The organism is Rhizobium sp. Leaf453, from assembly GCF_001425605.1.
GTDB lineage: Bacteria > Pseudomonadota > Alphaproteobacteria > Rhizobiales > Rhizobiaceae > Pararhizobium.
Window position 1 is genome coordinate 12,491 of sequence record NZ_LMRG01000014.1, and the last position, 21,868, is coordinate 34,358.

A 21,868-nucleotide genomic window follows, 5' to 3' on the forward strand; every position below is an offset into this window, starting at 1 on the left:
TGATGGTCAAACTAGCATGCGCTCGGCATGTTCATTTTGATTCATGCGTTGCAGTTGGCGGATGATTCCGCTGTGGTCCAGATCGCCATCGCCATTATCGACCATAGCCTGGAAGAGCCGGTCAACCTCCTCGCCGACCGGTAGTGTCAAGCCACGGCTTCGCGCAAAAGCCAGCGCCGTGGATGTGTCTTTAACCTGATATTTCGCGGGGCCGCCGGGCGCGAAATTGCCCTCGACCATGCGCAGCCCGTGTTGGCGAAAGACCGTCGAGTCGGCGAACCCGCCGAGCAGAGCTTCGCGGACCTTCGCGGGGTTCGCACCGCCACGCGCAGCAAGTGTCAGCGCTTCGGCGACAGCGCAGATCGTCGATGCGACGATCAGCTGGTTTGCAAGCTTCGTCAGCGCGCCACTGCCAGGCGGGCCGACATGCGTGACACGGCCAAGACAGGCAAAGACCGGATCGAGACGGTCAACCACGGTCTGCTCACCGCCGGCCATGATCGCCAACGTGCCTTCCTTGGCCCCCTTTTCCCCGCCCGAAACGGGTGCATCGAGACAGGCGATGCCGCGTGCTGCTGCCGCCTCGCCTATCGCGATGGCCGTTTCCACGGGGATGGAACTCATCACGACCAGTATCGACCCCGGCCGCATTGCCCGGGCAACGCCGCTGTCGCCAAGCAACACCGCTTCGCAAACCGGGCCGGAGCTCAGCATGCCGATGACCACATCCGCATCTTTCGCTGCCGCGTTCGGCCGCTCCACGATCGAAATACCTTTCGACTGAAGTACAGCGGCCTTTTCCGGTGTCCGGTTCCAGACCTGAACCTGAAAGCCTGCATCAGCCAGGCGACCGGCCATCGGCGCACCCATGATGCCGGTACCGATGACAGCGATGCGATTGATCTTGCTGGTCATGACTGTATGTCCCGCCTGTCAAGGATATTGCCGCGCAGAGAAGCGAACCGGCCGCTCTTCCACGATCAGCGGCGGGAAAGCCTCCCGAAAACGCCCCAGGTGAGGCGTTTCCAGATGGGCGTCGAACGCCGCGCGGCTGTCATAGACTTCGTAGAAAACGACCACATCGTCCGTGCCTTCCGTGCAGATGACATCGAACTGTCGGCAACCCGGCTCATCGGCGACCGAATGTTTCGCGTCGTCGCGTGCCGCCTCCAGAAACGTGGCAAGCTTGCCGGGCTTGACCTGGAACTCCGCAATCACGACGAAGGCCTTGCTGTTCAGCGTTGTCACCACACTCACTCCGCCGCGATCTTGGCGGGGCGGAAACGATCTTCCATCTCGCGGCGAAGTGTGACGACGTCCAGATCCTTGACGATTTCGACATCATCGAATGACACGATCTGATCTTTCTTGATGGCGCGCTTCAGTTTGACATTGTGTGCAAGACCGATCGGCAATGCCTTGAGATCAAGGCTGCGATTTGCAGGAATGGCGTTGGCCCAGACCGCGTAACCGCCCTCGCCGTCCAGCATCTCTCCGGGCTGCATGTCCTTCTTTGCGGTCGCGACGGCATCGCCACGGAACTCCTTGGAGCATCCGGTCGGCTCGTTGCGGAGGACCGCAGACAAGACGCTGATCGACGTTTCGAGGCCAATGATGTGGAAGGGGCGCCACATCGAGGCATACCAACCGGACGGATCTGTCAGAAGGCCGTACTGCTTGAAGCAGGCGCGCGCATATTCGTTATGCGCCTTGAATGTGACGAAGACGCCGTAACGAATGTTGTTGAACACCTCGCGGCCGTCCGGCTCCTGGCTGGCCGCGATGTCGACCAGACCCGAGCGCGCCATGCGGCCGCCATCGGCAACGGGGCGGAAGACACGAGCCAGATCATGCAGACCCGCCGGTGGGAAGGCAAGACCATCATCCGGGCAATCGAGGCCAGTACCATTGGCAACCGCCGCCATCTCGATCGCGGCCTTCGTGCCGTCGGTGAAGGAGTTATAGAGCTTCGGATTGAGATTGTCGGCAGCCACCTGCTCCTCGGTCCAGCCGAACAGCCCCCAAACCGTATCCGGCGTGGAATAGCGGTAGCGCGGCTCGAAATTCATGCCCTTGCCGGCGGATGTGATTTCGAAGCCCGTGGCTCTGGCCCAATCGACCAGTTCACAGATGAGTGCCGGCTGGTCGCCATAGGCCATGGAATAGATCAGGCCCTTGGCACGGGCTTTTTCCGCGAGGATCGGACCGACCATCACGTCGGCTTCGACATTGACCATGACGACATGCTTGTTGTGTTCGATCGCGCCGAGCGCATGACGGGTGCCGGCAATCGGGTGGCCGGTTGCTTCGATGATGCATTCGATTTCGCTGCATTCGAACAATGCGTTGACGTCGTCGGTTACGAAGGTGGTGCCGTTCTTGATCGCATCACCGCTGCTTGTGGCGGAATAGCGCTCCTTCGGCCAACCGACGCGGTGCATCGATTCCTTCGCCTTGCCCACGTCGAGATCGGCCACAGCAACCATATGGAGACCGTCGATGCGCTGCGCCTGAGCCAGCACCATCGACCCGAACTTGCCGGCGCCGATCAGCCCGACCCGCACGGGTTTACCGTTGGCAGCACGCAACGAAAGAAGAGAATAGAGATTCATAAGACAGCGTCCTCGACTAGGGAATGAATATGAGGAGTGCCCCGCAAACGTCCGTGCACAAGGGCTCGCCGCAGCAAGGCGTCTGGCCGAGCTGGTTCGCGGTTGCTTGAATGCACACTACTTTCCTCCGGGGAAGCGCGAGGTTTCCGCCACTCCCAGCTGCCTCCCGAGCAGCTCTGACCCAAACCGTACGTCACGCGAGAAATTAGCTCAATTTAGAAAGATAGAGAAACATGTTAGATTTTCTAAATACTCCTGGCCGTCCCCTTATTCGGCGGCCCGAGACTTTCTTGCTAAAGCGCTACTAGGAGAATAACCATTCATGGTATGGCCAAACTCGAGAACAATGTCTCTGACGCCTTGAACGGATACGAAGTCTCGACCTATCGATGGTCAAGGAGCTCAACACACTGGATGTCCATGATAAGATCCCATATCATAGATCTAAAACCAGGCGCCCCAGGGTCATGACGTGCTGAATTTTATTATGGTCCAGTCCGGAAACTTAGCGCCATGAACAACAGAGCGCTAAGTCGCCGGCTCTTCGGATCAGACGGACTGGACTGCAGGTTTGCGCTGATCACTCAGACCATATGATTTCCCGATCAGATCGGCCGCCCGCTCACCGATGACAATACAGGGCGCCATCGTATTGCCGGTGGTAATCCGCGGCATAATCGAAGCGTCCGCAATGCGAAGACCTTCGATGCCATACACCTTGAGCTCATTGTCAACGACCGACATGCTGTCGCGTCCCATCTTGGCGGTGGAGGTTTGATGCCAGTAGGTGACAGCCGAGTGTCGGAGGAAATCGATCATGCCTGATCTGTCGCGCGCCCCTGGAGCTGTTTCTCCTGTAACCAACGGGGAAAAACCTTCGCTGTTTCCGAGTTCACGACACAACTCGACTGCGGCTAAGGCGGCAGCCATGTCTTCCGGCTCGCTGAGGGAGTTCGGCTCGATCAGGATAGGATCGTTTGTGTCAGGACCGGAGAGACGCAAACGACCACGGCTTTTCGGCTGGGCAAGACCATTGAACATCGTCCAGCCATGCTCCGGTGTTTCGAGACCCGTCTCGGGCGGCGATGGAACGGCGAACTCCAATTGGCACTGCAGGATGTCCGGCTGTAAGAGACGCGCATGACTCTTCCAGTAGATATTGACCTCGCAGCCGCTACCGCCGACGGATTCCGGCTTTCGGTAGGCCCACGTGCAGCCGAAGGCGAGATGGTCCTGGTGATTGCGACCAACGCCCGGCAGATGTTGGACGACTGGAATGCCATGAAATTGCAGCTCTTCTTCCGGGCCGATACCGGACTGCATCAGGACCTTCGGCGTATTGATCGCCCCAAGCGACAGCACTGTTTCGCAATACGCCATGAACCGGTGCTGACGACCGTCGATGAGAACTTCAACGCCTCGCACCCTCTTCCCATCAAGGATGAGACGCGTGACCAAGGCATCGGTCATCACCGTGAGGTTTGGGCGCGACAGCAATGGACGAACGTAGGAGCCGAATACTGATTCCCGCTTGCCATCACGGATCCGTAGTTCAGCGATCGATGCGCCCCCGGCAGCCTCCATCATCTCGCCGTTCGTCGAAGCGAAGACCGGAACGCCGATAGCTGACGCAGCACTCAACAATGCCTCCGCCACAGGCTGGGGAGACTGGGGCTGGGCAACATATACAGGCCCGCCTACGCCGCGACGAACCGCGTCCGGAACGCCCCGCCAATCCTCGATCCGGCGATAATAGCGGAGGATCGACTCATAGCCCCATGCGTCATCGCCTGTCTCTGCAGCGAAATGATTCCAGTCTTCCCTATGCCCTCTCGCCCAGACCATGACGTTGATGCTTGAGCCGCCACCAAGTCCTTTGCCCATGCTCAGAGGAAGGCGCCGGCCATCCAGACCAGGTGCCGGTTGCCCTACAAATCCCCAGTCCCGGCCCGAGCCGAGATTGAGGGGCCACTGCGCCGGGTTCGATACCGTTTCGGATTGATCATCTCCGCCCGCTTCAAGCAGCAATACGCTCGCATTGCCATCCTCGGCCAGTCGCGCTGCGACGACCGAGCCGCTGGATCCGGCGCCGCAGACGATGAAGTCGAAGACATCGCCTGCGGCATTATGCGGGATGTACGTATTCGCGGGTCCATAAATGCCATGGATATGCAGTTTCACGTGAGTTCCTCCGTGAATTAATTTTGTTAAATTTGCTGAAGTCCGGGTCGCGAGAGACGAGTGAATCCTCATGGATCCTGGGAGGATCCGACCCGCCGGCATCTCGCTCAAGCCCGCGGTCTCGTTAACCGATGTGTCTGAGCGTCATCGAGAGGGTCTCGACCGTCCCGATGACGCTTAGTCGTTCATTGCTTTTTTGCCGAGACGGTCTTGGCAGCAGCATCAATGGTATCTGCCACGACCGTGGGCTGGGTCATGAACAGAGCATGGCTTGCTGATACCTTAGTGATCTTCGCCTTGATGCGCTCCGCCATGTGGACCAGCATGGCTTGGTCAAAGGCCTTGTCCTCGGTGGCGATCACGGCCCAGCTCGGCTTGGTGCGCCACGCAGCATTTTCGAGCTTGGTGCCGAACGCCGACATGTTGATTGGCACCTGCGAAGCGCTCATGAACGCTGCCTCGGCATCGCTGACGTCATGCGCGAAACCGGCCTTGAACTTTGCCGGGCTTACATATCCAAAACCATCCTTGGTGGTCTCGATGACGAACTCAGATGCAGGAGCAAACCCCTGATACTGCTGGGCCGTCGTCTCGCCGGCATCGGGGGAGAGAGCGGAGACGTAGACGAGACCCGCAACCTTGGCATCGATGCCAGCTTCCGTGATGACCGTGCCGCCCCAGGAATGCCCGACGAGAATGACCGGACCATCCTGCCTTTCCAGCGCACGCTTGGTGGCGGCGACGTCATCTGCGAGAGAGGTCAGTGGGTTCTGGACGATGGTGACGCGATAACCGCGCTTGATCAGATTGTCGTAAACACCCTTCCAGCCGGACCCGTCCGCAAAGGCACCGTGAACCAGAACGACGTTTCTTATAGCCTGATCTTTAGGAATGACGTCGGCGGCATTTGCTGCCGGTAGCGCAACCGACAGTGAGGCTGCAGCTGCAATTGCGGATATAGTGGTGATGGACTTGCGTGTCATGGCTTTCTCCCTCTTGGTAACTGCAATAACTATTATCGCGATAACTGTAAGCTTTCATATCTTCAAATCGACGTCAACATGATTCTTATCGCGATATTGGTTTTCGTGATAAGTTGGATTATATTGATGGCTTCAGGAGTTCAGAATGACCGAACGCCATAACGATCCACCGCCCCTGCGCGACCAGCTCTGCTACGCGATCTATACCGCTGGCATTGCCATCCAGCGCGCCTACAAACCACTTCTTGACGAACTTGGCCTTACCTATCCGCAATATCTCGTCCTCAACGTCCTCTGGGCGGAGGATGAACAGACTGTCGTCTCCATCGCGGATCGGCTTGCTCTCGAATCCAGTACGTTGACGCCTCTGTTAAAGCGTCTGGAAGCCGCCGGTCACCTTCGTCGGACGCGCAACGCTAGCAACGAGCGTCAGGTTCTGGTGGCGCTGACAGATCAGGGACGCACCTTACAGCACAGGGCAGGCTGCCTTAGCGACACCTTGCTTGCAGCCTCGACGCAGACACCACCGGAACTTGCTGCCTTGAACCAAGACGTGCGGCACCTGCGGGACGCGATCTACTCCCAGATCGGCGGATGGGACGCACCCGCCTGATCTGCAAGAGTAGTCGATGCCGGCTTAAGCAGTCGGAACGGTCCCGCCATCAATCACGTGCTCGGTTCCGGTAATCGACGATGCCCGATCCGATGCGAGAAATGCAATCAGATCAGCGACCTCTTCCGGCTTTGCCGGCCGTCCCAGCGGTATGCCGCCGAGCGAGTTCATGATCACCTGCACCGCGGCTTCGTATTCGATGCCGGCTTGCTCGGCGATACGCAGGGCCAAGCCGTTGGCCCCCGGATCGGCGATCCAACCGGGAGAGACCCGCAACACCCGCACACCCTTCGGAGCAACCTCTTTGGAGATGCTTTTGCTGTAGGTGTTAAGGGCTCCCTTCGCCGAAGCATAGCCGGTGGTCGCCTCCGGTAGCGGAAGGTTTCTTTGAATAGACGTCACATGGATGACCACGCCGCTTCCCTGAGCGATCATTCCGGGGATGAGAGCCCGATCTAGCCTGACCGCCGGGAAAAAGTTTAGGTTGAACTCTTTCTCCCATTCCTCATCCGTGAGGGCGGCAAAGCCGCCTGAAGGGGCCGAAGAGCCGCCTAGCACGTTCACAAGAATATCGAGGCCGCCGAGTTCTCTCTGCACAGCGTCAACGACGGTATTTACCCCCGCCGTGGTGGTTAGGTCGGCTTCGGCGAACGCCGCTCCCGAGAAGTCGGCTGGCTTCTTACGAGCGGTGGTCACTACGCTGGCACCGAGCTCCTTGAACAGCGCCACGGTTGCAGCGCCGGCGCCCGAGGTGCCGCCAGTGATGAGGGCGCGGCGCCCCTGCAATGTGAGGAACTGTGTCATACGGTGATCTCCAGTTCGGCGACCTTGTCACTCTCGAGGACGAAGAAGAAGCGCAGATCAACGGGGCTGCCCGGAAAGTCGCCGGCGGCATGGGCCGTTACCTGGGTTTTCCCGTTTTCGGTGGCAGTGAAGAAGGGTTCTACCGTGTAATTGTATTGCTGAGCTTCATCAGCCATCCAGGCGCGAATGGCATCGCGGCCTCGGTGGGTTAGGCCCTTATCCTTTACGATGCCGTTTTCCGTGAATGTCGCAGCGATCGCTTCCGGACTGCCTGTCCGGTCGGCCTCGAAATACGCTTCAATCGCCTTGGTTAGTTTGATTGTCATTGGTTCCTCCAATTAGTTTCAAACTTTGCCGGTTGTGGGCTGCGACCCTCTGGAGGCCGACAAGGACAATCTAAGGTCCGGCAATTGACTTGATAATCGGGACAAAGCAGGATGTGGAATTGCGAAACCAGGGATAATAATGCGATCCATTCTCACCGACCTGGATGCCGTTCTCAGCATCGCTCGCCTGGGTTCGTTTCGAGCGGCCGCGCTAGAGCTCGGCATGTCCACGACAGCTCTGAGCAATGCCATCGCGAAGCTTGAGCAGCGCCTCGCCGTTCGTCTGTTCAACCGCACAACGAGAAGCGTCTCGCTCACTGATGCGGGGAGGACGTTCGTCGAACGCGTAGGGCCGGCGATGGCAGACATCCACGATGCTATGCTGACCGTCCAATCGCTTCAGGAAATCCCAAAGGGCACATTGCGTATCAATGCCTTTGCGACGGCAGCCCGAGAGGTCATCGAGCCGCTCATCCTGTCGTTCATGCGGCGCTATCCGCAGGTGCATATCGATCTGGTTACGGAGGGCCGGATCGTCGACATCGTTGCGGCGGGTTTTGACCTGGGCTTGAGGCCGGCCGATCTGGTACCGACCGACATGATTGCGGTGCCACTCGGTCTGAAGCGCTCCAATGCCGTCGTGGCATCGCCCGACTTCCTTCGCACGCATGGCACGCCAAACGTCCCGGCAGACCTATACCGATTTCGGTGCATCCGTGCACGCCTTCCAAATAACGCCCTGTTTCGGTGGAAATTCGAAAAGGGCGGGGACGCTGTCCAGATCGATGTGCAAGGCTCGATCACCCTCGACGAGTCAAGCCTTGTCAAAATTGCGGCACAAAATGGAGTTGGGCTTGGATACGTCATGGAAGCGGACGTGCGTGATGACATCGCGGCCGGTCGACTAGTACGCGTTCTTAAGGATTGGACCCCTTCCCTGGCACCGCTCGCGCTCTATTACCCTGGCAGGAAAAATCCGCCGGCTGCCTTCAGTGCTTTTATTCAGGCTGCCCGCGATTTTGCGAGTGGCGATCGAGGTAATGATGCTCAAAGCCGATGACGCCGGCGGTTTCTAAGCTCTTGAGTAGATTCAAACCACTGACCTGTAGATATCGGCATGAGAATAAAACTCAGCCCACTGGAAAAGTGTCTGGCCACACCCGCAAGACATGGGGGACACAAATAACGTCGACCGCTGTTTGGGTAGTTGCATACGCCGCGACGTACGACGTGCTTTTAACTACACGCTTGCGGATGCCAGGAATTGTGTCAAACGCGACCAATCGGGGATAATCTGTCGATCGACGGGGGCCAGCAACCATCAGTTCGTTAACCAAAATAGCGGCTGACGGATTTCCGGCCCTGGGCGCCCGTTAGTGCGCATATATGATTGTGCTCAACATCGTCAGGTGGCGGATTTCAACGGGGCTGGACAAGAGCCTGTGGATCTCGCTCACAAGCGGCAGCAGATGGGACATCTTCATGTGCGCATCGAGGTCGGTTTGGCTGCGCCAGTTCTCGTAAAACACAAAGACACACGGATGGTCCGCATCCACGTGGAAGTCGTAGTTGATGCAACCGGGCTCAGCGCGTGTCGGCGCCACCTGGGCTGCGAGGAGCTTTTGCAATTCCTCGCGCGTTTCCGGCTTTGCGGTGACTGTGCCAATAATCGTGACATTGGACATAACTTAGCTCCGCTTCTGCGACAAGGCGACGGCGAGGATGATAATGCCGCCGCGCGCGATGAGCTGCTGGGAAAATTCCAGCCCCATCAGGATCAACCCGTTGTTGATCATGCCGATCATCAGGGCGCCGACGATGGTGCCAATGATAGTGCCCTTACCGCCGAACAGGCTTGTGCCACCGAGAACGGCAGCGGCGATCACGGACAGCTCGTCCCCCTCACCTAGCTGGAACCGGCCGGACTGAAGCCGTCCTGCATAGAGCATGCCGGCAAAGGCGGCGGCCGTCGAAGATAGGACGAGAACGCGGAACTTGATCGCCTTGGTATCTATGCCCGAATAGCGCGCCGCCGTTTCGCCGCCGCCGGTCGCGAGAACCCGCCGGCCGAAGCCGGTGCGGCGCAGGACGACATGACCGATTGCGCCGAAGACGACCATCCAGAACAACAGGACAGGAATCTTGAGGAGCGAGCCGCCGCCGAACAGCCAGGAATAGCCGGGGCTGAGGATCGGCACGGCAGCTGTGTTGGAAATCCACATGGCCACGCCCTTGGCGATGCCCATCATCGCCAGCGTCGTCAGAAACGACGGTATGCCGACGCGCGTCGTCAGCCAGCCGTTGAACATGCCGACGGCGATGCCGGTCGCAAGACCCGCGATGACCCCGGCAACCGGGCCCGCCACGGCGATGGCCATGGCCACGGTGACCGTTGCTAGCCCCGCGACCGCGCCGACCGAAAGATCGATCTCGCCGGCCGATAGCACGAAGGTCATGGCAATCGCCATGACGGCGATCATAGCCGTCTGGCGAACGATGTTAAGCAGGTTGTTGGGGTTGAGAAAGCCCTTGTCGGCCAGCGTCAGAGCGAAGATCACGAAGATCACCGCGAAGCCGATATAGATGATGTACTGCCGCCAGTTGGTCTTGAAGCTCCCAGCGAGCGTTGGATTTGGCGTTGTCATATCAAACCTTCTCCCCCTTGCTTCAGGGCATCCTGTATTTCGATCTGCAGGCGTTGCTCGGCCGCTTGAAGACGGTGGGCCGTGTCGTTTGCATCAATGGCCGGATCATCGAGACGGTCACGCGGAATATCGGCGAACATGCGCCCTTCCGACAAGACGACGATGCGGTCGCAGGCGGTCAGCAGTTCGCTCAATTCCGACGAAATGAAAACGATCGCCTTGCCGGCCGCCGCCAGATCACGCACCAGCTTGATGATTTCGGATTTCGAACCGATGTCGATGCCGGCAGTCGGCTCGTCGAGAACAAGGATATCCGGGTCGGTCGCGAGCCATTTGCCTATGACCACCTTCTGCTGGTTGCCGCCCGAGAGCGCCGAAACCGCATGGTCGCGGCTGGCCGTCTTCACCGATAGTCTCTTGATCATCGCGTCCGTAACCGACCTGACCTTTTCCGCATCGACGAAGCCCGCAGCCGAAATGCTGTCGAGAACCGCAAGCGTCATGTTGGATGCCACGGAATGGGCGGGAATGATGCCTTGCGTTGCCCGCGCCTCCGGCACAAGCGCCACACTGGCCGCGATCGCATCGCCGGGCTTGTGGATCGCCGTCGGTTTGCCGTTGATCAGAATCTGGCCGGATTTTGCCGGCTCGATACCGGCGATCACCCGTGCGAGCGCCGACCGGCCGGAGCCAAGCAGGCCGGCAAGGCCGACGACTTCGCCGCGATGGACCGCAAAGGATATGTTTTCCGGCTTGTACTTGCCGGAAACACTTCGCAGTTCCAGCAGGACGTCTCCCTTGACGGCATCGCCGCGCGCCACGTCGGAAAGCCCCTTGGAGCGCTTACCAACGATGTGCTCGATCATCGTGTCGATCGGCAGTTCCGATAGAGGCGCCGTGATGACATGGGCGCCGTCGCGCAGGATAGTCGCCCGGTCGCTAATGCGGGCGATCTCGTCCATACGGTGCGAGACGTAGATGATCGCGACGCCTTTCGCTTTCAGCTTCTGCAGGAAGGCGAACAATCGATCGACGTCGCTGACGGCGAGCGCCGTCGAGGGTTCATCCAGAACAAGTACGCGGGCATCCTGCGAGATCGCCTTGACGATTTCGGTGAGTTGCTTTTGTCCGGCCCCGAGATCGCCGACCAGCGCTTTCGGATCGACGTCGACCTCCAGCATCGAAAATAGTTCGGCCGCGCGGCGCTCCGCCGTCTGGTCGTCGATGAGACCCAGACCGCCTTTGGCTTCGCGCGTGAGAAACACGTTCTGCGCCACGGTCAGCGTCGGTATCAGGCTCAATTCCTGAAAATTCATGGCAACGCCGGCGGCGCGCGCCGCCTCCGGCGTGACGTCTTCCAACAGTTTGCCGCAGACCGTGATCGTGCCCGAATCAGGCTTATGAACGCCGTTCAGCACTTTGAGGATCGTTGATTTTCCCGCGCCGTTGCCGCCCAGAAGGGCGTGAACTTCGCCCTGCCAAATGTCGAGACTGACGTCGCTCAAAGCCCGCACACCGCCAAAGGACTTGGATATCCCTTTCATGCTGACGGCCAAGGGCACGTTTGAAGAGAGGGGCATGCTGCCGGCTGCGGCTTCGGAGTTCATCTGCCCACCCGCTCCCATGCTCCGGTTTCTCCCGAGCGGATGAGGGCATCCGCGACCAGTTCCGTCAACAGACCGTCGTCGAAATTCGGCGACGGCTGCTTTCCGGTCTTGATCGCCGTGAAGAAGTCGAAGCACTCGACGATCTTGGTCTCGGAGTAGCCGATTCCGAGACCTGGGATTGGCCAAAGGCCATTTCCGTAGGGATGTGCGGGACCAGTATAGATCGTGCGAAAACCGCGGCTGTCGACCGGATCGTCGGCAAACATCACCTGCAGTTCGTCGCGGCGCTCGTAGTTGAAGTGGATCGAGCCTTTGGTGCCGTGGATTTCCAGCGTGATGAAATTGTTGCGGCCATAAGCGTTGCGTGTCGCCTCGAGGCTGCCGATGGCGCCGTTTTCGAAACGCAGCATGCTGATGACTTCATCATCCACATCCACCTCGCCCCGCTCGACGTCGCCGGAGGCCTTTTCCGACGCGCCCAGCTTGTCGACGCCACCCTGCTGCAAGGGCCGCGTCTTGTTGTAGGTGGTGGTGATCGCATTAACAGCCTCGATCGCCCCGACCAGATAATGCGCGAGATCGACTACATGGGTGGCGATGTCGCCGACCGTGCCGGAACCAGCGATCTTCTTCTGGAAGCGCCAGGATAACGGACCGTCCGGATCGGCGGACCAATCCTGCAGATAGGTGCCGCGAAAATTGAGAATTTTGCCGATGCGGCCTTCCTCGATGTATTTCCTGGCGAGCGCCACTGCCGGCGTGCGGCGATAGTTGAAGGCAACCATGTGGATGACGCCGGCCTTCTTGACGGCAGCAGCCATGGCGCGCGCTTCCTCCACCGTGCGGGCAAGCGGCTTTTCGCAGATGATGTGCTTGCCGGCCCCCGCCGCCGCGATGGCGATCTCCGCGTGGACATTGTTCGGGGTGCAGATATCGATGACATCGATATCTGGCCGCGCGACAACTGCGCGCCAGTCGCTTGAGGCTTCGTCGAATCCGTAGCGGTCGCGGGCGGTCTCCGCCATCGCATCCGTCACATCGACCACGACCTTGCGGTGCGGAATGGCGGGCGCCGGCCAGAAGAACATCGGCATGGAAGCATAGGCCATGGCATGCGCCTTGCCCATGAAGCCGCCACCGATCATGGCGACGTTCATCACTTTGGTCATCGTCTTTCTCCGTCAATGAAGGGGCGGGCCCTGGCCCGGTCTGATTTGAAAGGCTCTCCGCCCTCCAAGGGCGGGTGGCGCAAACGCCACCCGCAAGAACGCTCGTGGGACAGGCTTACTGTCCGAGACTGGTTTTCACGTTGGCGGTCGGCTCGGTGTTGTAGACCGCCTTCCATCCCTCGACCAAGGTTTCCTTGGTGACAGGAAGAGCCGGGAGCGCCACGAAAGCCGGCGCCTCTTTGCCGAGAAGGCCGTAACCCGCCAACATCGCCTCGGTCACACCCTGCGAATAGGGACGCTGTGCGCCAAGGCCCTTGATGAAACCGCCTTGCGCCATGGAGATCGCGACGTTCTCGCCAAGATCGATGGTGGTGATGACGAGGTCGTCGCGGCCGGCGGTGCGAGCGGCTGAAATAACACCTTCGGCCGGAACATCCCAGACAGCCCAGATTCCGTTCAGATTGGGGTTGGAGGTCAGGATGGCGCTGGCCGCCTTGTCGGCATCACCGGAAAAGTCCGGACCGCCGATACCCTGTTCAGCAACGATCTTGATGTCGGGATAATCCGATGCGATTGTCGCCTTGAAAGCCTCATAGCGCTGCTTGGTGACGAAGAAGTCCGCCGCATGGAAGACGAGGCCGATTTCACCCTTGCCACTGAGCGCCTTGGCCATCAGATGGGCAGAGGCGACGCCATTGCCGTAATTGTCCGCCGAGACGGAGGAGACGTATTCCTTGCCGGCGGTGAAGCCTGCCGGAACATTGTCCATGAACACCAGCTTCACACCGGCGTCCGCAGCCGCCTTGTAGGCAACAGCAGTTGCAACGGGATCGGTCGGGATCGACACGATGATGCTCGGTTTCTGCGCCATGATGGTTTCAAGGTCGGCAACCTGTTTTTCCGGCTTGAAGCCGGCGTCGGTGACGGCGATCACCTTGATGCCCATGGCTGCGAACTGCGTCTGCAGTCCGTTGATTTGCGCCTGGCTCCAGTCGTTGCCGCCATAGTGCATCACGATGGCTGCAGTGGCGTTCATGCCCTTGATCTTAGTCAGTTCCTCATCCGTCAGTGTAACCGAGGACGCGGCCGCAGGTTCTTCGCCGTTCGGTCCCTTGGACAGAACGGTTTCCTGCAGCTTGGCAAGAGCTGCATCCGGATCGGCGAAGGCCGGTGCGGCGATGGAAAGGGTCAACGCAAAAGCCGCGCTGGTTGCAAGCAGGGTTCGTCTGGTTATCATGGTTCTTCTCCTCCCAAGAAGTCGGGGCGTCATTGCCTCGAAGATTGCCGGCTGTCAGGCCTGTTTCAGGTCAACCAGGCCGTCAGGCCTGTTTTAGATAGTCCATGCTGATACGGGCGCCTTCGGCGGGATCGGACCAGGCATCGAGCTCGGTGCACACCCAGCCTTTGAACCCCGTGTCGCGCAGGGCGGCGAGGATGGGGCCGGTAGGCACGTCGCCGCGATCGAGCGGCGTGAAAGCGAAAGGTTCCCTCTGGAAGCCCTTCAGATGGACGTAGGAAATGCGCGCGGCGTGATCGCGGATGAGCTGAGCCGGATCGCCGCCGGCAGCAGCCAGATGCGCCGTATCCGGGCAGAAATCGATCGACGTAAGGCGGAATATCCGGTCCACCGTCTCCGGCCCCTCGACGATTGTCGACAGATGCGGATGATAGTGGGCGCGCAAGCCCCGGTCCTCTGCGATCGCCTTGACCTTGTCCAGGGCCGCGCCGAGTTTCACATAGTCCTCGTCGCGGATGCCGTCGAAACGTTTGGCCCCACCGCCCACAACCAGATGCGGCGCGCCGAGTTCCGCGGCGCGGTCGGCAGCGCGGGCGACCCGTGCGAGTTCTTCCGGCAGGATATCGTCGAAAATGAAATTGCCGCCGGCATAGGCCGCGACGAGCGTCAAACCGCTATTGGCCAAGACATTGCGAAAATCGACGGCACTGTAGTCGAGCAGATTGCCGTCAAAGAGTTCGACGCCTTCGTATCCTGCAGCAGCAATATCGGCGAAGGCGCGGTCCATGTCGCCGAACGTGCGATAGCTGAGCTCAGTGATTGAGGTCACCCCCTGTGCATTGCCGCCGAGCATGCCCCAGCAATTGGCGTGATACGCCAGCTTCCAGTCTGACATCTTTAATCCCTCCACTGCGAACCGGATCACTCCTCGCGCAGTCCGCATTCTCCGCAACACCGCCGATCTCCAACCGCGAAGTTATGAGGGTTTAATTTGGAAGTCAATATTATTTATGCATAAGCGTCCAGACTTTTGCAGATTTACGACATAAGTTTGCGCTTGCTCCGCACATGCAATCGATTTATCCAATGAAAGAGGCTGGTGACGCCTACGTAGAAAGCCTCGAACGCAAACGGCCAAAGGAAATACGGCAGCATGCCCATTGCCTCGACATCCCGAATACGTGGTAAAGGTCGGCCGACGACCCGCGAATCGGCTGCTGCGAGCCTTGGCGCGATCTTCAACCTCATCCGCTCAGGCAAGGCGACGACGCGACAGGAACTGGAACGGGAAAGCGAGTTGGGACGTGCCGTTGTGGCAGACCGCCTGGCCACCCTTTCGGAGATCGGTCTGATCGTGGAAAGCGAGCTTGGCATCGCCAGCGGCGGGCGGGCGCCCCGCCTTACCCGGTTCAGGACGGATCTTGGCTGTATCCTCGTTGCTACGCTCGACCAATCCGCTTTGGGTGTTGGCATTGCCGATCTTTCGGGCCGGCTATTCACCGAGCACCACGAAGCTATCGATCTGGGCGCAGACGCCGCTTCGACCTCGCAACGCATCCTGTCGCTGTTCGACTGGCTGATCGCCAAGCACGCGCCGGATATGCCGGTCTGGGGCATAGCGGTGTCGGTCCCCGGGCCCGTCACAGAGGGCGACGGAATGCCCTTCATGGAACAGACGCCATCCTTCCTGCCGGCGTGGGAGGGATTTCCTTTCGTGGAAACCCTTGTCGATCGATTTGGTGCGCCGGTCTGGCTACGCTCAAGCATCGAGACTATGACGATGGGCGAGCGCTTTGCCGGGGCTGGGCAAACCGCCCTCAACATGCTGTTCATCAAGGTCGGCAAACGGATCGGTGCCGGGTTGATCTTCGACGGGCGGCTCTATCGAGGCGCCCAAGGGGCCTCGGGCCTGATCGGTCAGATGCCGGTGCAGGCCGGCGACCGTACCTCAACACTCGACGCACTCGCCGGCAGCGACATGATCGCGCGCGAGGGGCTGGCCGCCGCGCAATCCGGCAAGAGCCCGTTGCTTGCCGATACCTTGCGCCGCGGCGGCGATGTCGGCGCAATCGAGGTCAGCCAGGCCGCACAATCCGGCGATCCGGTGTCCATGGAGATCCTTGGGATCAGCGGACGCTTGATCGGCCACTCTGTCGCGATGCTCGCCAACATGCTCAACCCTGACCTGATCATTCTATCTGGCACCATGGCACAGACCAACGACCTCCTCCTCGCCGCCGTTCGCGAAACGGTCTATGGAGAGAGCCACCCCCTGGTCACGCGCGACCTGATCATCGCGAAGTCGCAGATGGGCAGTTCCGCGGGTCTCGTTGGTGCGGCCATGGTGGTCGTGGAAAGCCTGTTCGAGCCGGGATGCCTGAAAGACTGGATTGTCCATGGCACTCCGCTCGCCCACCCCGTATTCCAGGCGGTGCGCAAGGCCTGCGCTGAACGGCGGGCCGGTAGCGCTGCCGGGCGAGACCGACAGGCGATTGCACCCTGATGCCCTTCACCGCCCTCCGATCAACAACGAGACCCAACCAATGACCATATCCGGATTGGGGCCCCATGGTGAACGTGCAGCGCCTCCTGAGCGCATTGCTTTGTTTCCCGATGACATCACCGCTGCCCGTGCGCGTCGCTTTCGCGTTGCGATCGTGCTGCACACTCTGTCCAGCGATTGGGCGAAACAACAGATAGCTGGCATCATGGCGACCTTCGGCGACTGCGAAACCGCAGTCATCGAGGTCGTCGATTGCGGGTTTGCTCCCGAAGGCCAGGTCGCGGCGCTCGATCGCTTGCGAGGGGAAAAGCCGGACGCGATCATTTCGATCCCTGTTGCCAATTCCACCGTTGCCGATGCGCACCGGCGCGTTTCCCGAGCCGGCATCCGGCTGCTTCTCCTCGACAATGTGCCGACTGGCCTTCTTCCGGGCTCGGATTACGTCGCACTGATTTCCGCCGACAATTTCGGTCTTGGCACGATCGCCGCTGCATTCTTGGCCGATCAGCTTGTCCATGGCGCTGCTGTGGGTGTGCTGTCCTACCATTCCGAATTCTTCGCCACCAACGAGCGTGAAATCGCCTTTAACAAATGGATGCTGATGAACCGCCCGGACATCCGGCTGGTTGTGCGTAAATTCGATAGCATACAAACAGCCGGTTTGGATGCTTTGACCCTGCTATCGGATCATGATGACCTTGCGGGCTTCTTCGTGGTCTGGGATACGCCTGCCATGGAAGTGGTCAAGGCGCTGGAACGGGCCGGACGCCACCTGCCGGTGACGACGGTCGATCTTGGTCGCGAAGCCGCCATCAGCCTGGCCTCGAATGGCATGATTTGCGGCGTTGGCGCCCAACAACCCTATTTGCAGGGTGTCGCCGTGGCGCAGACCTGCGTTCTGGCTCTTCTGGGAAAGCAGACACCGGACTGGATAGCCCTTCCGGGCCTTGCCGTCTCCAGCGCTAACGTTGTCGAGAGTTTCCAGAAAGTTTGGCGCAAACAAGCACCGCGCGAGGTTCTTGTCAGCGCGAAGCTTTTAAACAATCCCTCAGCCCCATAGTCTCCTGAATGCTTCTGCCGCCGCCCGCGAATATCCGTAATGGATACAGCTCGTCTGCCGTCTCGGCGATCTCATCGGCGGTGCGAGGTCGACTCGCAATTTAGCTAACACCTGCCTTGCCTCTCTTGACACATTTGAACCGACGACCTGCCAAAGCGAGACCGCAACTCATAGGCAATATTTTATCAATCCCAATCGCCTTTTTTCAAGGATCGACTAATGGGGCTGATCCTCTTTACTTCCGTTTGTTGCTCCGATGCGAACGCAAGTGCCTTGTTGAAACCGGCTTGGCGTTGTCGGCATGTCCGGGATAGTCTATCGAAGCGGCGCGGGCGCAGTATGGCAGCCAATAGAGAGACACTAACAATGGCACGCAAGTACAGAGACGATTTTGCTTCGCAAGATGCCGCGTCGGAACCCGTTATCTGCCCGCTCTGCGAGCGGGTAATACCTGATGACCAGATCGAGGACCACCATCTTGTTCCCAGGAGTAAAGGTGGCAAGATCAAGGTACCATTGCACCGGATATGCCATAGCCACATACATGCAGCCTTCACGGACGCCCAGTTGGCGAAGAAATTCTCCACGGTCTCAGCTATTCTCGACGACCCCGAGATTCAGAAGTTCGTCAATTGGGTAAAAACAAAACCACCTGGCTTCGATGATGAAGCAGAGAAGCGTGGCCGACGTCGCTGAGAATTGGCCACGAGACTGCGCACGTTAGGCTTGATTTAAGATCGCCAGCACATTGTCCGCCCGTTTCAAGGCTTTGACTCTCTCTTGGTAAAGCATTGATGCGGCATACTCGCCTTGAACGGATATGAACTGGCGACCGGCACCTCGGCAGATTGAAATTATTAAGCCGGCGGGATAGGCATATTGATGGAACTCGCAGACGAGCGACCTCAGCAATGCTGTGCAATGCATGATACCGCTGATCATCCTCAGCGTCTATTGTCGTCAGGCTCGGTCGTATGTAAAGGACGTTAAGAGGGTGGTGACGAAGTTGCTGGCCCTTTCCTTGACCAGTACCTCCGTCCACTCGTCGGTGCCACGAAGTCTTAAATCGGTGTAAATGCTGTCCACGGCAGCTTCTTCGATCCGCTTGATATGCGTGTTAAAGGACGCCTCACCGCCGGCATGATACATGTCTCTAATGACCATGCGCAGGATTTCCTGGATTGCAATTTGCCAGGCCGTGTTGATTGCCTGAAGCTCGTTCGTATTCGGTGCCATGGTTGGTTCCTGAGGAATGAGTAAGTGTGGGCATGGCTAGGTCATGCCCTGATTTTACGGACCCATCCGGCCGAGGGTGGGTGCCTGAACGTCAAGCCTGCCGAGCCTTGCGGGCGGCATAGCGCCTGTCGCGCTCAGCCTTGCGAGCGGCCTCATCTTGAACAACCCGTGATATCCGGGCATTGTCGGTCGACTTTCGTGCCTCTATCTCGGCCGCGGCTGCTGCCTCGATGGCTGCCTATACTTGAGCGGCGACTGTCTCAGCTCGGATGCGGTTCTCGACCTTCAGTCGCTCCCGTTCCGCACGGCGCCCCTCGCGGGCTTCAATTAGTGAGATCCGCTCGGCCTGTCTTGCGGCTTGTGCCGGCTCGGCCGCCGTCTTTGCAGCTCGATAGGCCGTGAAAAGAAAAGCCTTGGCCTCCGCAGCAGCAGAGCGTCGGTCGGTAAGTTCGTTGTTCCTGGCGTGTCTCAAATATTTAATCCTGATTTTTGCGGTGCGTTGATCAGTTGGATTTTGATCGTTTGGCAAGCAGCGCAGATGTTACCGAAATCCGGTCGGCTTGCTCCTTGGCGAGCCGTGCCTCGCGCAGCCTGACAGTTTTGGCAGCGCGCGCCTGGGCCATGGGTTTGACCTCTTCCGCATTGTTCTTGGCGAAGAACTCTGTCTGGAGATTGCCGAAGGCCGTCTCGGCCTGCTGGCGAGATTTACTATATGTCTCTGTCATTGAATTTCCTCGATGCTGGCTATGACGCCGAAACGAAAAAGGCCAGGCGAATTGCCTGGCCTCAAACTGATAATTGCTCCCGGCGATGCCAGTACATCCGTGGTCAAAGGGAAGCAGATATCTATTAAGCGTTCTGCAGATTGCAGGCCGACATCTTGCCCGACTTGCTGTCGCGCTCGAGTTCAAAGCCGATCTTCTGGCCTTCGACCAGCTCGCGCATTCCGGCGCGCTCGACGGCAGAAATATGAACGAAGGCGTCAGCGCCGCCGTTGTCAGGCTGGATGAAGCCAAAGCCCTTGGTGGAATTGAACCATTTTACTGTGCCAGTGGTCATGATGAACCCTTTCAAAGCATAGAGTGAGGGACTGCGGAGCGGGTGCCTCGCAGATAAAAACCGACTATTTTTGAAAGAGAAGTTCGCTTAGAGCGCGGTGCCAATCGCGCGGTAGACAAAGCTCGGCAAGCAAAAGATCGATGATGCATCAATACGCGAGTTGTAATGCTCAGTCAACGATTAGTTTTTGACAGCCATCGAATGCTCTCATGGGTTGCATACCCCTCAATGTAGAAGTAAACGGGAACGGCCATGTGCCGGATGCATTAAGCGTTTTTTTTCAAACCACAACAGGAAGAACGGACGTGGGTCGCTCGGCATTACCTAACACGTCCGCGACCGGGCCCACCAGAAGGGGAACCTCTACGAATGAACAGCCCGTCCCGTTCTTTAAGCGCAGACTGAATCTGGTCGATTGAGACACGCTCATCCTTCCCTGGTAATTGTCGAAAAGCCGGCTTTGAATCGACCGCATAAAAGTCAGATGCCCACGCGCCACGGATGGCCCGCTTTTCATCGACTGACAGAGAAGGCGATATCACGACATCGATCGGCCGCCGGAGTTGCATGCCTCGCATCAATACGACGGGCCGATGGTAACTGCATATTCGATCGCCTGCTGCAAGATGGCGTTTTCCATGACATCGCCTCATTGGACGTGGGGATCGCGGTCGCGTCGCATGCGAAAGGCAGCAATCGCTGGTGTTTCGGGAGCCAGCAGATCATGCATCGCCGCAAATGCTGCGAAGAGGCCGGGTGCCGTCTCTGCTTCGATGTCCCCGTGAAGAGCCGCCTGACACGCCTTCAGGGCAACCGAGTGTGCCGTGTCGCTGAACGATGTCGGCCACTCAGCAAGGTGTCGGTAAGCGTCCATGACGCAGCGAACTTGGGCGGGGATCCCAGACCGACAAGAATGGTGACTGGTTTTCTGAACATATCGGGTTTCCTCGCTCTCTCCTCCCAACCCGGAATGCTGACGGGCGCCATCGCGATGGCGCCCTTGGCTGACTGAATGAACTCAAAGATCAAGCCGCCTTCTGCGCCTCGATCCGTGCTGGAGCGACCGACGTCAATCCAGACGTGGCCTCGATTGAAATCTTCCGCGGTTTCATGGCCTCCGGGATCTCACGGACTAGCTCGATCGACAGGAGACCGTTGTTCAATTCCGCTCCGTTCACGCGGACATGATCGGCAAGCTCGAAACGGTGTTCGAATGGGCGTCCGGCGATGCCGCGGTGCAGGTAGCCATCTGCGGGCACTTCCTGCTTCTTGCCAGTGACCGTCAGAAGATTGGACTGGAAGGTGATATCAAGATCGTCCTGGCTAAAGCCGGCCACCGCGATCGAAATCCGGTATGTATCATCATCCGTTTTGACGATGTCGTAAGGCGGCCAGTCATTGGTCGACCTGGCGCGCTGGGCGTTTTCCAAAAGATTGAAAATCCGGTCGAAACCAACGCTCGAGCGGTAGAGGGGTGCGTAGTCATAAGATGTTGCCATAGCCATATCCTCCTTGAAGCAACATGGGTACGGGAGTGCCAAAAGCGGCGTTCCCGGCGAAGCCAGCCCTGTCTCAGCGGCTGGCGGGAAACGATTTGGTTTTGCGATTTTCTGATTCAAGATCTGATGGAAAAAATATTTGCCGCCCCCAGCGTGCCCTCGTCAATGGACAGACCTGCTGATCACCCGGTGTGGGTATGCCGCCTTGAACTGCGCAAGCATCGCGCACGCTTGCTGCAGAACCCGCTCGGTCGTCTCAGGATTGTCGCGCGCAAGTTCGTCGGCGTTCAAGCGGATCGCTTGCGCTACATTAGCCGACATCACAGCAAAACGG

At 58.9% G+C, this 21,868-nt stretch carries 22 protein-coding genes and 2 pseudogenes; 5 read left to right on the top strand and 19 right to left on the bottom strand.

What is annotated here, in order from left to right; translation table 11 throughout:
* Positions 1–6: 6 nt before the first annotated feature.
* From ASG68_RS17435 to ASG68_RS17455, 5 genes are all read right to left on the bottom strand, one after another.
* Positions 7–915: an NAD(P)-dependent oxidoreductase gene (locus ASG68_RS17435; RefSeq protein ID WP_062581743.1), complete on the bottom strand. Its 909-nt coding sequence runs from the start codon at positions 913–915 to the stop codon at positions 7–9.
* 18 nt (positions 916–933) lie between these two features.
* Positions 934–1,239 (bottom strand): putative quinol monooxygenase, encoded by a 306-nt coding sequence (locus ASG68_RS17440; RefSeq protein WP_062603773.1) that lies wholly within the window; start codon positions 1,237–1,239, stop codon positions 934–936.
* A gap of 14 nt (positions 1,240–1,253) precedes the next feature.
* Positions 1,254–2,612, bottom strand: coding sequence for an NAD(P)H-dependent oxidoreductase (locus ASG68_RS17445; protein WP_062603744.1), 1,359 nt, complete (start codon positions 2,610–2,612; stop codon positions 1,254–1,256).
* Between the two features lie 549 nt (positions 2,613–3,161).
* Positions 3,162–4,787 (bottom strand): GMC family oxidoreductase, encoded by a 1,626-nt coding sequence (locus ASG68_RS17450; RefSeq protein ID WP_413814025.1) that lies wholly within the window; start codon positions 4,785–4,787, stop codon positions 3,162–3,164.
* 191 nt (positions 4,788–4,978) lie between these two features.
* Entirely contained in the window at positions 4,979–5,776 is a 798-nt protein-coding gene (locus ASG68_RS17455; RefSeq protein WP_062603739.1) for an alpha/beta fold hydrolase, read from the bottom strand.
* 145 nt (positions 5,777–5,921) lie between these two features.
* Here ASG68_RS17455 and ASG68_RS17460 point away from each other — a divergent pair, with 145 nt between their 5' ends.
* Positions 5,922–6,389 carry a MarR family winged helix-turn-helix transcriptional regulator gene (locus tag ASG68_RS17460; protein ID WP_062603737.1) on the top strand — a complete coding sequence of 156 codons (468 nt, stop codon included), beginning with the start codon at positions 5,922–5,924 and terminating at the stop codon, positions 6,387–6,389.
* Between the two features lie 24 nt (positions 6,390–6,413).
* On the opposite strand, the gene ASG68_RS17465 is transcribed toward ASG68_RS17460, so the two are convergent.
* Positions 6,414–7,193 (bottom strand): SDR family oxidoreductase, encoded by a 780-nt coding sequence (locus ASG68_RS17465; RefSeq protein WP_062581753.1) that lies wholly within the window; start codon positions 7,191–7,193, stop codon positions 6,414–6,416.
* The gene (locus ASG68_RS17470) at positions 7,190–7,519 is read right to left on the bottom strand and encodes a nuclear transport factor 2 family protein (RefSeq protein ID WP_062581755.1); all 330 of its coding nucleotides are present in this window, start codon (positions 7,517–7,519) and stop codon (positions 7,190–7,192) included. Before ASG68_RS17470 ends, ASG68_RS17465 begins: the two co-directional genes overlap by 4 nt.
* Before the next feature lie 136 nt (positions 7,520–7,655).
* On the opposite strand from ASG68_RS17470, the gene ASG68_RS17475 reads away from it, so the two are divergent.
* Positions 7,656–8,579 (top strand): LysR family transcriptional regulator, encoded by a 924-nt coding sequence (locus ASG68_RS17475; protein ID WP_062603735.1) that lies wholly within the window; start codon positions 7,656–7,658, stop codon positions 8,577–8,579.
* Positions 8,580–8,892: 313 nt separating this feature from the next.
* Here ASG68_RS17475 and ASG68_RS17480 read toward each other — a convergent pair whose 3' ends face one another.
* The 6 genes from ASG68_RS17480 to ASG68_RS17505 all read right to left on the bottom strand — a co-directional run bounded on the left by ASG68_RS17480 (position 8,893) and on the right by ASG68_RS17505 (position 15,072).
* Positions 8,893–9,204 carry a putative quinol monooxygenase gene (locus ASG68_RS17480; protein WP_062581758.1) on the bottom strand — a complete coding sequence of 104 codons (312 nt, stop codon included), beginning with the start codon at positions 9,202–9,204 and terminating at the stop codon, positions 8,893–8,895.
* A 3-nt stretch (positions 9,205–9,207) separates the two neighbouring features.
* The gene (locus ASG68_RS17485) at positions 9,208–10,164 is read right to left on the bottom strand and encodes an ABC transporter permease (protein WP_062581760.1); all 957 of its coding nucleotides are present in this window, start codon (positions 10,162–10,164) and stop codon (positions 9,208–9,210) included.
* Positions 10,161–11,771: a sugar ABC transporter ATP-binding protein gene (locus ASG68_RS17490; RefSeq protein ID WP_244484270.1), complete on the bottom strand. Its 1,611-nt coding sequence runs from the start codon at positions 11,769–11,771 to the stop codon at positions 10,161–10,163. The genes ASG68_RS17485 and ASG68_RS17490 overlap by 4 nt, the downstream gene beginning before the upstream one ends.
* Positions 11,768–12,940, bottom strand: a complete 1,173-nt coding sequence (locus tag ASG68_RS17495; protein WP_062581762.1) for a Gfo/Idh/MocA family protein — start codon at positions 12,938–12,940, stop codon at positions 11,768–11,770. The genes ASG68_RS17490 and ASG68_RS17495 overlap by 4 nt, the downstream gene beginning before the upstream one ends.
* Before the next feature lie 115 nt (positions 12,941–13,055).
* Positions 13,056–14,177 carry a substrate-binding domain-containing protein gene (locus ASG68_RS17500; RefSeq protein WP_062603734.1) on the bottom strand — a complete coding sequence of 374 codons (1,122 nt, stop codon included), beginning with the start codon at positions 14,175–14,177 and terminating at the stop codon, positions 13,056–13,058.
* Positions 14,178–14,259: 82 nt separating this feature from the next.
* On the bottom strand, positions 14,260–15,072 hold the full coding sequence (locus ASG68_RS17505; protein WP_062581766.1) for a sugar phosphate isomerase/epimerase family protein: 813 nt from the start codon (positions 15,070–15,072) through the stop codon (positions 14,260–14,262).
* A 258-nt stretch (positions 15,073–15,330) separates the two neighbouring features.
* On the opposite strand from ASG68_RS17505, the gene ASG68_RS17510 reads away from it, so the two are divergent.
* The 3 genes from ASG68_RS17510 to ASG68_RS17520 all read left to right on the top strand — a co-directional run bounded on the left by ASG68_RS17510 (position 15,331) and on the right by ASG68_RS17520 (position 18,436).
* Complete coding sequence (locus ASG68_RS17510; RefSeq protein ID WP_062603732.1) at positions 15,331–16,680, top strand: ROK family protein; 1,350 nt, start codon at positions 15,331–15,333, stop codon at positions 16,678–16,680.
* Positions 16,681–16,720: 40 nt separating this feature from the next.
* Positions 16,721–17,740 (top strand): substrate-binding domain-containing protein, encoded by a 1,020-nt coding sequence (locus ASG68_RS17515; RefSeq protein WP_062603730.1) that lies wholly within the window; start codon positions 16,721–16,723, stop codon positions 17,738–17,740.
* A gap of 366 nt (positions 17,741–18,106) precedes the next feature.
* The gene (locus tag ASG68_RS17520; RefSeq protein WP_062603769.1) at positions 18,107–18,436 is read left to right on the top strand and encodes a restriction endonuclease; all 330 of its coding nucleotides are present in this window, start codon (positions 18,107–18,109) and stop codon (positions 18,434–18,436) included.
* 264 nt (positions 18,437–18,700) lie between these two features.
* On the opposite strand, the gene ASG68_RS17525 is transcribed toward ASG68_RS17520, so the two are convergent.
* The 6 genes and pseudogenes from ASG68_RS17525 to ASG68_RS17550 form a co-directional block, all read right to left on the bottom strand.
* Positions 18,701–18,976, bottom strand: coding sequence for a hypothetical protein (locus tag ASG68_RS17525; protein WP_062581773.1), 276 nt, complete (start codon positions 18,974–18,976; stop codon positions 18,701–18,703).
* A 91-nt stretch (positions 18,977–19,067) separates the two neighbouring features.
* Positions 19,068–19,448 (bottom strand): annotated as a pseudogene (locus ASG68_RS32485) (DUF6481 family protein).
* A 31-nt stretch (positions 19,449–19,479) separates the two neighbouring features.
* A complete protein-coding gene (locus ASG68_RS17535; protein ID WP_062603727.1) occupies positions 19,480–19,701 on the bottom strand; it encodes a hypothetical protein in 222 nt (73 codons plus the stop codon).
* Positions 19,702–19,825: 124 nt separating this feature from the next.
* A complete protein-coding gene (locus ASG68_RS17540; RefSeq protein ID WP_062581779.1) occupies positions 19,826–20,035 on the bottom strand; it encodes a cold-shock protein in 210 nt (69 codons plus the stop codon).
* Positions 20,036–20,684: 649 nt separating this feature from the next.
* Positions 20,685–21,022, bottom strand: a pseudogene (locus ASG68_RS17545) (DUF982 domain-containing protein).
* Between the two features lie 38 nt (positions 21,023–21,060).
* Positions 21,061–21,534: an Hsp20 family protein gene (locus ASG68_RS17550; protein ID WP_062581783.1), complete on the bottom strand. Its 474-nt coding sequence runs from the start codon at positions 21,532–21,534 to the stop codon at positions 21,061–21,063.
* Between the last annotated feature and the right edge of the window lie 334 nt (positions 21,535–21,868).